This window comes from Microbispora sp. H10670 (genome assembly GCF_014161385.1).
GTDB classification, from domain to species: domain Bacteria; phylum Actinomycetota; class Actinomycetes; order Streptosporangiales; family Streptosporangiaceae; genus Microbispora; species Microbispora triticiradicis.
Map to the genome: position 1 here is coordinate 47,993 of NZ_JABBWW010000035.1, position 10,887 is coordinate 58,879.

Genomic DNA, 10,887 nt, shown 5'->3' on the forward strand with positions numbered 1-10,887 from the left:
CGCCCGCTCCGGCGGGCGGGGCGTGACCGTCAGGGGGCCGGCGTGCGGGCCGGGGACGGGCTCGGCGTGGCGCTGGGCGAGGCGGACGGGCAGGGCTTCAGCTGCACGACGAACTTGACCACAGAGCCCTCGGGCTTCCTCGTCCCGGCGGCCGGGCTCTGGCTGACGACGAGCCCCCGGCACTTGCCCTCACCCGTCGTGGTGCCGGCGGGCTTGAGGCCCATCTTGTTGATCCGCGCCAGCGCGACGCTCTCGGTCACCTTCACCACGGACGGGACCTCGACGAGATCCTCGGCCGGGCTCGGCGAGGGAGAGGGCGAGGGTGAGGCGGACGGGCTCGGCGACGGAGTGGGCGTCGGGCTCGGCTTCGGCCTGGGCGAACTGGGCCGCACCGACGGCACGGCCGCCGTCGGGGTCGGCGTCCTGCGGGGGCGGGAACGGGACGGCGACGGACTGGGCGTGGGGGTCTCCACGATGAGGGGCCCCGTGTTCGAGGGTTCGGGCGTGCCGGACCCGGCCGAGGCCATGTTGATCCCCAGGGCGGCCAGGGCCCCGACGACGGCGACTCCCGCCACTCCGGCCGCGAGCGGCAGCCCGCGACCCCGTCTGGACCGCTGGGCGGCGTCTCTCGCCGCCGCGCGCCGCGACACCCGCGTGCCCTGCTGCGGCGTCGCCACGGTCGCCGGCGGCACGGCGGGGGCGTCGTCCCACGACTCGCGGGTGACGCGGTAGGTGTGACCGGTGGAGGGGACCGGCTCGGGCCCGCCCGGGTAGGGACCGGTCTGGGTCGCCGCGACCGGCGGAGGGGGGACGGCCATCGCCCGGGAGACCGCGCCGGACATGCCCGCGCCGGGTATCTGGGCCCCGGGTATCTGAGCATTGGGTGTCTGGGCACCGGGCTGCACCGCCTGCCGGGCCGCCTGGCTCATCGTGGCGGCCGACGGCCAGCGGAGCGCCGGGTCCTTGGACATGGCCCGCTCGACGACGGCCCGCACGGCGGGCGGCACGTCCGGCGGCAGCGGCGGCGGCTCCTCGCGGATGTGCTTGAGCGCGATCGTCACCGGCGAGTCGCCGTCGAAGGGGCGCCGGCCCGCCAGGCACTCGTACGCCACCACGCCAAGGGCGTAGATGTCGACGGCGGGCGTGACCGGCGCACCCTCGGCCTGCTCGGGTGCGCAGTAGGCCGCGGTGCCGAGCACCATGCCCGCGTCGGTGAGGCGGCTGCCCGAGTCGGCGCGGGCGATGCCGAAGTCGGTGAGCACCAGCGTGCCGTCCGGGCGGACGAGCAGGTTGCCGGGCTTGATGTCCCGGTGCACGATCCCCCGCTCGTGCACGGCCTGCAGCGCGGAGGCGGCCTGCGCGATGAGCTCCATCGCGGGTTCGGGGCCGATGCGGCCGATCCGGGTCAGCAGGCGGTCGAGCGGCTCGCCGTCCACGAACCGCATCACGAGGTACGCGGTCGAGCCGTCGCCGGGGACGTCGGTCACGCCGTAGTCGTAGACGTCGACGACTCCGGGGTGGTTGACGGTCGCCATCGCCCGCGCCTCGCCCTGGAAGCGAACGGCGAATCCGGGGTCGTCGAGGCGGCCGGGGAGCAGCACCTTGACCGCGACCGTGCGCGCGAGGACCGTGTCCTCACCACGCCACACTTCGCCCATGCCCCCGGCGCCGAGCCGGGCGTCCAACCGGTAGCGCCCGGCCAGGGTCATCCCTTGGGCCACCATTTGCGCCCCGTACCCCCTAAGTCACTCGACCCCCGAAGGTGTCCAACAAAGCAGGCTCGCGTCGCGGGAAGATAACGACAGGATCACGGAACCCTGTAAGGCGAGGGATCCGGGCTCGGGGGCCGGATGTCGAGCTTACCTGTTATCCGCCGCTGGCACCGTGCACCGAGCACCGTGCCGACCAGCTCCTCGGCGTCACCTGGACGACCAGCCGCCGGCGGCACTGCGGGCAGTAGCGCGGTGGCTCCATCGTCCTCGCGGCCAGGCAGGCCGCGTGATCACCGTCCTCGGCCGGACGGCCGCAGTGATCGCAGAAGAGGTCCACGGTGCATCACCCTAGCCGGTGGCCGCCTGCTCTTCCCCCTTCTTGAGACACCACTGTTTCTTGAGACACCGCTGTCCACGACGCCGCTTCCTGCGACGCCCCTCTCTAAGACGTCTCCGCGCCGCGAAAAGTTGCGGCCGCTTCCAATCGGAAGCCGAACCAATAGGCTCACGGCATGAGTCTCGCTCCAGGTCTGCGCGCCGAGGTCCTCATCATGGTGGAGCGTGGGGACACGGCCATCCGGGTCGGCAGCGGTGACGTGCCGGTGCTGGGGACGCCCCGGCTGCTCTCGTTCGCCGAGGGCGCCACGGTCAAGGCCGTCCACCAGCACCTGGAGCCCGGGCAGACCTCGGTGGGGACCAGGGTGCTGATCGAGCACCGCCTGCCCAGCCCCGTCGGCATGCACGTCTGGATCGCCGCCGAACTCACGGAGGTCGACGGCAGGCGGCTCGTCTTCTCCGTCAGCGCCGTCGACAAGACCGGCGCCCAGGTGGCCACCGGCACGATCGAACGGGTCGTCGTCGACCGCGAGCGCTTCCTCGCCCGTCTCTAGTCGATCACGGCGATGAGGTCGCCCTCCTGGACGACGTCGCCCTCCTTGACCTGGAGCTTGGTGACGGTCCCCGCGTCCTCGGTGAGGACCGGGATCTCCATCTTCATCGACTCCAGGATCACCAGCGTGTCGCCCTCGTCGACGACGTCGCCCTCGCTCACGACGATCTTCCAGACGTTCGCCACCATCTCCGCGTGCACCTCGGCCACCCGGACACTCCCCTCAACATGGATTCAGCAGATCAGGATTTTCTCATCCGGGAGACCAGACCGGTGTCGTAGTCCCCGCTCACGAACTCGGGATGATCGAGCAGTTCGGCGCAGAAGGGCAGGTTGTGCTTGGGACCCTCGACGCGGAACGCCGCGACGGCCGCCCGTCCGCGTTCCAGCGCCTCCTCGCGGGTGGCGCCGGCGACGCAGAGCTTGGCCATCAGCGGGTCGTAGAACGGCGTGACCGTGTTGCCCGCCGTGTATCCCGAGTCGACGCGCACCCCCTCGCCCTCCGGCTCCTCCCACACACCGATCTTGCCAGGGCCGGGCAGGAACCGGCGGGGGTCCTCGGCGTACACCCGGAACTCGATCGCGTGGCCGCTGCTCCGCGGCTCCACGGAGTAGACCTCCCCGGCGGCGATCCGGATCTGGTGCTCCACCAGGTCGAGGCCGGTGACCAGCTCGGTGACGGGGTGCTCCACCTGGAGGCGGGTGTTCATCTCCAGGAAGACGAAGTCCTGGGCGTCGGCGTCCACCAGGCACTCGACCGTGCCCGCGCCGCGGTAGGCCACCGCCTCCCCCGCCCGTACGGCGGCCGCGAGCATCCGCTCACGCAGCTCCGGGGTGACGCCGGGAGACGGGCTCTCCTCCACGACCTTCTGGTGCCGCCGCTGGACCGAGCAGTCCCGCTCGCCCAGCGCGACCACCGTGCCGTCGGCGAGGCCGAGGATCTGCACCTCGACGTGCCTGGCCCGCTCGACGTACCGCTCCAGCAGGATGGCCGGCTCGCCGCCGAACCGGGCGGCCGCCCGGCAGGCCTGCTCGAACGCCTTCGCCAGCGAGTCGTCGTCGCGGGCGACGCCCATGCCGATTCCGCCGCCCCCGCCGGACGCCTTGACCATGACGGGGTAGCCGATCTCCTTGGCGGCCCGCTCGGCCTGCGCGAGGTCGGACACCGGTTCCCTGGTCCCGGCGGCGACCGGGACGCCCGCCGCCTCCATCAGGTTCCGGGCGTTGATCTTGTCGCCCATCCGCTCGATGGCCTTCGGGTCCGGGCCGATCCAGACGAGCCCGGCGTCGATCACCGCACGGGCGAACGCGGCGTTCTCCGCGAGGAACCCGTAACCGGGGTGGACCGCCCGCGCTCCCGTCGTGCGGGCGGCCTGGAGGACCTTGTCGATGTCGAGGTAGCTCTGGGCCGGGTTCGCCGGGCCGAGGAGCACGGCGTCGTCCGCCTCGCGGACGAACGGCAGGTCGGCGTCCGCCTCGGAGTGGACCGCGACCGCGCGCAGCCCCATCCCCCGGACCGTACGAATGATCCGCCGAGCGATTTCACCGCGATTGGCGATCAGAACTGAGTCGAGCACGTTGCCAACTCTAAGGGGATCACCCGCCAGGGCCCTCCGCCCGTTCCGACTGAACCCGGCGGGCGAATCTGTAGGGTCGCGACAACGATGATGTCGTCGGCGTGGCGCCGGCGGTGCCGCAGTGTTACGTCTGCTACAACCGGGTAACGAGCACGAGCCGGTCGACGACACGCGCCAGGGCCTCCACCACACCCGGATCGTAGGCCGAACCGCCGTCGAGCCGCAGCCGCTCCAGCGCCGCCGCCGCCCTGTCCCGGTCGGTCGACGCGCCCACCAGGTCGTCGTACGCGTTCGCGGCCCTGATGATCCGGCTGGCCATCGGGGGCGACTCGCCGAGCGTGTCGCACTGCCGCCGGACGATCTCCGCCACGCCGTGCAGCACGCCGGTCTTCCTGATCACCTCGGCGCCCAGGCCGGCGATCCGCCGGGCCTGGTCGGCGTCGGCCAGCACCGTGGCCCCGCCGGGGATCGGATCGCGCAGCGAGAGCTGGCCGATGTCGTGCATGAGCGCGGCGTACTCCAGCTCCAGCAGCTGGGGCTCCGACATGCCGAGCTCCCGTCCGACGCCGACGGACAGCCGGCTGACGCGGCGCGAGTGGCCCGGCTCCACGTATCCGCCGACCTCGGTGACCCGGCTCAGCGCGCGCACCGTCTGCAGGTAGGTCGCGCGGATGCCGGCGTACTTGCGGAAGGCCACCTGCGTGACGAGCAGCGGCGCGGCGAACGCGGGCAGGGCGGTCATGTCCATGCTGTGCGAGGCGAGCGCGAGCAGGATGCCCGACGCCGCGACGGCGGCGCCGAGCGGCGCGGCCATCCTGATCTCGTCGCGTACGGCGACACCGAACGCGGTCCTGACCTGGTTGGCCCGGAGCATGGCCGCGATCACCACGTCGGCCGCGAGCATGACCGTGACCAGCACGGCCATCACCCCGAGCGCCGGCCACCAGTTGCCGTGGCCGGCGCCGGTGTCCCGGGCGGTCGCCTCCAGCGAGCCGGTCAGCGGCCGGTAGGCGAACGCGAGCAGCGACCCGGCGAGCAGTCTCCGGGCCATCGCGTCGAGGCGCGGCGGCCGGCCGACCGCCAGATGCGGCAGCCCTCCGGCGATCATGCCGACCGACATCACCGCCACGACCTCCAGGGCCGAGTGGCCCGCGGGCCGCCCGCCCACGTCGAGCAGCAGGGCGTACCCGAGGGAGGCCGCGGTGGAGACCGGCGCGACCTCGCGGTTGCCCGGCATGGTGAGCCGGGCCAGCTCTCCGGCCGCGATGAGCGCGCCGAACCCGATGGCGACCCGCGGGTCGGTCAGTCCCCGCGCCGCCGTGTGGGCGATGCCCGCGACGGTCAGCATCCCGGCCGCGCAGATCAGCAGGAGCTGACCCGAGTCGAGTCCCAGTTGCGCGGTGGCCGACCGGCGTGTCCTCACCGCTCGGACACCACCTGGATCGGGGTGGTCGGGTCGTCGTGGTCCTTGGCCGTGGTCTCCACGGCGGCGTCGTCCGGCGGGACGGGCGCCGGCTGGGCCGGCTGCCACCCGTGCCGGTCGAGCGCCCTGACGAACCGGACCACCATGTCGGGGTCGAACTGCGTCCCCGCGTTCTTGCGCAGCTCCGCCACCGCGACCTCGATCGGTTTGGCCTTCCGGTACGAACGGTCGGAGGTCATGGAGTCGAAGGCGTCGGCCACCGCGATGATCCGGGCGAACTCCGGGATCTCGGACCCGGCGAGCCCCATCGGGTAGCCCTTGCCGTCGTGCCGTTCGTGGTGGTGCATGATCCCGGCGAACGCCTCGTCGAGGAAGTCGATGCCCCGCACGATCTCCAGCCCCCGCATGGGATGCAGCTGGATCGCGGCGTACTCCTCCTCGGTGAGCCGGCCCTCCTTCTGCAGCACCTTGGTCGGCACGCCGAGCTTGCCGACGTCGTGCAGCATGCCGGCGTACCGGATCGCGCGGAGCCGCTCGGTGCCCATGCCGATCTCCTCGGCGATCATCGACGACGCGGCGGAGACCCGTGTGCAGTGCCCGCGCGTGTAGTAGTCCTTGGTCTCCACCGCCTGGCACAGCGCCGCGATGGTCGCGTCGTACGCGCGCTGCTCGGCGTGGTAGTGCCCGAGCGCCCACCGGGCGACGAACAGCGGCAGCAGCACGAGCACGGCGGAGATCGACTGCACGGTCGACCACAGGGCCGCGATCAGCAGGCCGAAGGTGGCGAAGCCGACGTAGGAGCTGAGGAACTGCACCATCACGCGGAGCGAGACCTGATCGCGGTGCACCACGGCGGCGAGCCGCAGGATGACCGCGGTCAGCGCGAAGTTCATGGCCACGAAGGCCGCCGTCGCGGCGGCGTACGGCACGAGGACGCCCGGGAAGTCGGCCGGTTCCGGCAGCCCGGGCACCCCGCCCGCGCTCTCGTAGGCCCACCCGGCGGCGTATCCGCACAGCGCGTACTGCGCGCCGTTGAACAGCCGCTTCACCAGCGGCAGGCCGGGGCGCGCGCTCACCACCGCGGCCAGTCCGACCAGGGCGGCCCCCTCCGGGCCGACGAGCACCACGGCGGCCAGGGCGGCGGAGAAGCTCACCGACACCGCGACGTTCGGCACGCTGAGCAGCGTCGGCACCGACTCGCACAGCAGGAACAGCAGTGCGAGGACGAGGAGCGTGGACCAGTCCTCCGGCGTGAGCCCGTGACGGGCGAGCAGGCCACGCGCGATCACGACGCCGGCGGTCCCGACGAGCGCGGCGAAATAGACCCTGGCGGGCCATGGAAGTTCCCGCATTGGCGGCCACCTCGAATGCGGATCGGACCTGTGGGCCGGCCGTCCGTGACCGGCCCACAGGCAGTGACTACGTCCAGGAGATCCCCGGGGTGCCGGCAGCGAGGCCGACCAGAGCGACCACCGGAGTGAGCAGCGCCAGCGCCACTATCAGCCTGACGACGGTCTTCCCAAACATTGCGCCGCCTCCACGTCGATTGCGCCCTCAGGCTACAGAAGGGGCGCGGGCCGGTCCGGGATGTCGCGACCATCGCAGCCAAAACGTAACCAAGCAATCACACCGCGTGCAATTGCAGGGGTTCGCGTCAGGCCGGCGCCTCGCGGGCCCATTCGACGGTGGCCTTCAGGCCGGTGGCCAGATCGTGGCGGGGACGCCAGCCGAGGCCCTCCAGCGCGGGCGCCGGGTCGACGGCCATGTCGGGGAGGTCGCCGAGTCGCGCGGGCTCGAAGCGCGGCTCGTCGGGGACGCCCGCCGCCGCGGCGACCAGGGTGTGCAGCTCCCGGTCGCTGGTCCGCACGCCGGTGCCGAGGTTGAACCGGCGGCCGTCGCCGTCCGGGCCGCAGGCGCGGGCGAAGCCGTCCACCACGTCGTCCACGAACACGTAGTCGCGGGTCTGGGAGCCGTCGCCGTAGACGACCGTGGGTTTCCCGGTCAGCAGGGCGTCGGTGAAGATGGCGACCACCCCGGCCTCGCCCTCGGGCGACTGGCGCGGCCCGTAGACGTTCGACAGCACGAGCGTGGTGTATTCGAGGCCGTGCAGCGCGCGGTAGGTCGCGAGGTAGAGCTCCCCGCCGAGCTTGGAGGCGGCGTACGGCGAACGGGGATCGGCGGGCGCGTCGCCGGGGACCGGGATGACGGCCGGCCTGCCGTAGACGGCCACGGACGAGGCGTAGACGATCTTGCGGGCGCCGGCGCGGCGGGCGGCCTCCAGGACGTTCACGGTGCCCTCGACGTTGACCGCGGCGTCGGTCACCGGGTCGGCCACGCTCCGGCGCACGCTGATCTGCGCGGCGAGGTGACAGACGACCTCCGGCCGCCACCGGGCGACGACCTCCGCGAGCGCGGGGTCGCGCACGTCCATTGCGTGCAGGGGGGCGTCGGAGTCGCGCGGATGCCCGGACGACAGGTCGTCCACCACCGCGACCTCGTGTCCGTCCGCGAGCAACCGGTCGACGAGGGTCGACCCGATGAAGCCCGCTCCGCCCGTTACCAGCGCACGCATGCCCCGCCCCCTCCCGGCCCCGTACGGGGAAGATCCTAACGGGCCGCGCCGCGGCCCGGGCCTCGCACAGCCCGGTCCTCACTCTGCCCAGGGGACGCGGCCTATTCGGCCATCTCTGCGCGTACCTGCTGGATGCGGGTCAGGACCCTGGCGCGCAGGTCCTGCGGCACGGGATCGCACCCGCAGTGCTTGGCCACGAGGCGCTTGACGGCCTCCTCCAGGCCGTACTCCTCAAGACAGGGGCCGCACTCGTCGAGGTGCTTCCTGATCTCGGCGATCCGGTCGTTGTCGAGCTCGCCGTCCAGGTAGGTGTAGACCTTGTCGAGCACCTCGCCACACGGCGTGTCGTGGTGTTTCCCGCAGCTCATCGCTCCTCCTCGCCAACCGTCCCGCCCTGATCCGCACCGCGGGAGTCCGGCCGTACGAGGCCGCGCTCGCGCGCGTAGTCCTCGAGCTGGTTGCGGAGCTGCCGGCGGCCGCGGTGGAGGCGCGACATCACGGTCCCGATGGGCGTGCCCATGATCTCGGCGATCTCCTTGTACGGGAAGCCCTCCACGTCCGCCAGGTAGACGGCGATGCGGAACTCCTCGGGAAGTGCGGCGAGAGCATCCTTCACGTCACTGTCGGGAAGATGCTCAAGCGCCTCGATCTCGGCCGACTTCAGCCCGCTGGACGTGTGCGACTCCGCCCGCGCGAGCTGCCAGTCCTCGATCTCCTCGGTGCCCGCCTGCTTGGGCTCCCGCTGCTTCTTCCGATAGCTGTTGATGAAGGTGTTGGTGAGGATGCGGTAGAGCCAGGCCTTGAGGTTCGTCCCCTCCTGGAACTGGTGGAAGGAGGCGAAGGCCTTGGCGAAGGTCTCCTGCAGGAGATCCTCCGCATCCGCTGCGTTACGGGTCATCCGGAGCGCCGCGGAGTAGAGCTGGTCGAGAAACGGCATGACGTCGCGCTCGAACCGCTCGCTGCGCTGCTCCAGAGTCTCCTCGGCTGTCTTGGAGACCGGACCCACCCCCTTCAGGACGCCGTACCCAGCCGAGGATACCGGTCCGCCCAGGCCGGGCCAGTCGAGGCCTTCTGACAGCACCAACGTCTTCATGCACAACTGCAACAGGGCGGGCGTAGAGTCTGTTCCCGGTGCAGATTGAGGTGACGAACGACCCGGTGCGGGGAAAAAACCAGGCACCGGCGAGGGAGTGTCCGGCCGATGCCGTCCGTCGCGTGCGTGTGCCGGACACGACCGAGGTGGCCCGGAGACCGAGTTTCGCCGTTCCACGCGAGTGCGCGGGGACGGCCAGAGTGCAGGAGCCGCTCGTGCTGCCTATACCGGCCAACGAACTCAACGGCTCGGGCACACTCGGGCCGTACTGGACCTTTTATCACGCGGTGGTCGCCGAGCAGCTCCGGCGGTGGCTGCCCGCCCGTCCCTCCCTGCTGCTGGACCTGTCCGGCGGACGGGGGCGGTGGCCGGCCCAGGCGGCGCGCGCCGGGCACCGCGTGGTCGAGGTCGTCGACTTCCGCAGGCCGGCGGATCCCTGGCTGCGCGACGCCTCCGAGCGCATCCAGAAGGTGCGCGCCGACGATCTGGGCTTCCTGCCCGACGGCAGCGTGGACGGCGTCATCGCCGAGGAGCGCGTGCTGTCGGTCGAGATCATGGCGGAGTCGGTCGTCGAGGACGTGGCCCGGGTGCTGCGGCCCGGCGGGCGCGCTCTGCTGTGCGTCGACTCGCTGGTCCTCGGGATGGCGATCCTGGCCGAGCAGAACTACTGGGCGCACCTGTGCCAGACCGGGGAGGTCATGCTGATCCCCTGGCCGGACGGCAGCATCACGCGCTGCTTCACCACCCAGCAGGTGCGCGAGCTGGTCACCGGCGCCGGGCTGGAGGTCGAGTGGGTGCGCCCCCGCACCGTGCTGTCCCCGTCCACCGTGGACCACGTGCTGAGCTCGGAGAGCAAGTCGCTGTCCTGGCTGGTGCGCACCGAACTCGAGACCCAGGCGGACGGCGACGACACGGTGGGGATCCACCTCGTGGCCAGCGTGCGCAAGCCGTCCTGAGCGCGGCCGCCCGGCCAGCCGTCCGGGTCAGCAGGGCGGGTCAGCTGCCCGGGCCGGCAGGGCGGGCCGGCAGGGCGCTCAGCGCCGGCGCTCGGCCCGCGACTGGCACTGCACGCAGCGCGCCGCCTCCGGACGGGCTTCCAGCCTGCCGTCCGGCACGGCCGACCCGCAGTCGACGCACCGCCCGTAACCGCCGTCGTCCAGCCGGCGCAGCGCCGCGAGCACGGCCGTACGCTGCCGGCCCGCGGCGTCGAGCATCGCCCGGGCGCGGTCGGCGTCGGTGAGACCGGCTCCCGCGTCGGCCGAGGACCCGCCGTGCCGGTCCGTGCCCGCGCGCAGCACGCCGATCGACCGGTCGAGCTCGTGCAGCATGCTTTCCAGGCGCATACGCGCGGTCGCGACGTCCACGAATCCGCACCTCCGGGAGTGGGGAGTCATCCGTCCAGGAGCCCCCGGCCTCCCGGTCGGTCAGCGGCCGTTCACTTACCGTGCAACCGCTTTCTCGAACGGATTCCCACTTCCCGCGCCGCTTACACCCTCTAGATGATTGATTCCAAGCCCTCCGGCTGGGTCAGTGGTCGTATGCGATCAGTGACCGTTTGACCGTCTGACCGGTCCTGTCGTTGTGCCAGATCACGCAGGTCAGGGCCAGGATCCGGATGACC

The 10,887-nt window shown here is 72.1% G+C and carries 11 protein-coding genes; 2 read left to right on the plus strand and 9 right to left on the minus strand.

The window, feature by feature from the left end; all coding sequences use genetic code 11:
- Positions 1 to 29: 29 nt before the first annotated feature.
- On the minus strand, positions 30 to 1,724 hold the full coding sequence (locus HHX33_RS31395; RefSeq protein ID WP_182877754.1) for a serine/threonine protein kinase: 1,695 nt from the start codon (positions 1,722 to 1,724) through the stop codon (positions 30 to 32).
- Positions 1,725 to 2,224: 500 nt separating this feature from the next.
- Between HHX33_RS31395 and HHX33_RS31400 the strand changes: the two genes are divergently transcribed.
- The gene (locus tag HHX33_RS31400) at positions 2,225 to 2,602 is read left to right on the plus strand and encodes a thioesterase family protein (RefSeq protein ID WP_117408811.1); all 378 of its coding nucleotides are present in this window, start codon (positions 2,225 to 2,227) and stop codon (positions 2,600 to 2,602) included.
- On the opposite strand, the gene HHX33_RS31405 is transcribed toward HHX33_RS31400, so the two are convergent.
- The 7 genes from HHX33_RS31405 to HHX33_RS31435 form a co-directional block, all read right to left on the minus strand.
- The gene (locus HHX33_RS31405) at positions 2,599 to 2,811 is read right to left on the minus strand and encodes a biotin/lipoyl-binding carrier protein (RefSeq protein WP_117408812.1); all 213 of its coding nucleotides are present in this window, start codon (positions 2,809 to 2,811) and stop codon (positions 2,599 to 2,601) included. The genes HHX33_RS31400 and HHX33_RS31405 overlap by 4 nt on opposite strands.
- Positions 2,812 to 2,843: 32 nt before the next feature.
- Complete coding sequence (locus HHX33_RS31410; protein ID WP_182877755.1) at positions 2,844 to 4,178, minus strand: acetyl-CoA carboxylase biotin carboxylase subunit; 1,335 nt, start codon at positions 4,176 to 4,178, stop codon at positions 2,844 to 2,846.
- 133 nt (positions 4,179 to 4,311) lie between these two features.
- Positions 4,312 to 5,601, minus strand: coding sequence for an HD-GYP domain-containing protein (locus HHX33_RS31415; RefSeq protein WP_182877756.1), 1,290 nt, complete (start codon positions 5,599 to 5,601; stop codon positions 4,312 to 4,314).
- A complete protein-coding gene (locus HHX33_RS31420) occupies positions 5,598 to 6,953 on the minus strand; it encodes an HD-GYP domain-containing protein (protein WP_182877757.1) in 1,356 nt (451 codons plus the stop codon). The genes HHX33_RS31415 and HHX33_RS31420 overlap by 4 nt, the downstream gene beginning before the upstream one ends.
- Positions 6,954 to 7,255: 302 nt before the next feature.
- On the minus strand, positions 7,256 to 8,173 hold the full coding sequence (locus HHX33_RS31425; protein ID WP_182877758.1) for an NAD-dependent epimerase/dehydratase family protein: 918 nt from the start codon (positions 8,171 to 8,173) through the stop codon (positions 7,256 to 7,258).
- A 101-nt stretch (positions 8,174 to 8,274) separates the two neighbouring features.
- Positions 8,275 to 8,541: a mycothiol system anti-sigma-R factor gene (gene rsrA, locus HHX33_RS31430; protein ID WP_117408816.1), complete on the minus strand. Its 267-nt coding sequence runs from the start codon at positions 8,539 to 8,541 to the stop codon at positions 8,275 to 8,277.
- On the minus strand, positions 8,538 to 9,179 hold the full coding sequence (locus HHX33_RS31435; protein WP_117408844.1) for a sigma-70 family RNA polymerase sigma factor: 642 nt from the start codon (positions 9,177 to 9,179) through the stop codon (positions 8,538 to 8,540). Before HHX33_RS31435 ends, rsrA begins: the two co-directional genes overlap by 4 nt.
- Before the next feature lie 302 nt (positions 9,180 to 9,481).
- Here HHX33_RS31435 and HHX33_RS31440 point away from each other — a divergent pair, with 302 nt between their 5' ends.
- Positions 9,482 to 10,222, plus strand: a complete 741-nt coding sequence (locus HHX33_RS31440) for a class I SAM-dependent methyltransferase (protein WP_182877759.1) — start codon at positions 9,482 to 9,484, stop codon at positions 10,220 to 10,222.
- A 78-nt stretch (positions 10,223 to 10,300) separates the two neighbouring features.
- Here the strand turns inward: HHX33_RS31440 and HHX33_RS31445 are convergent, their stop codons facing one another.
- Positions 10,301 to 10,630, minus strand: coding sequence for a TraR/DksA family transcriptional regulator (locus HHX33_RS31445; RefSeq protein WP_117408817.1), 330 nt, complete (start codon positions 10,628 to 10,630; stop codon positions 10,301 to 10,303).
- Between the last annotated feature and the right edge of the window lie 257 nt (positions 10,631 to 10,887).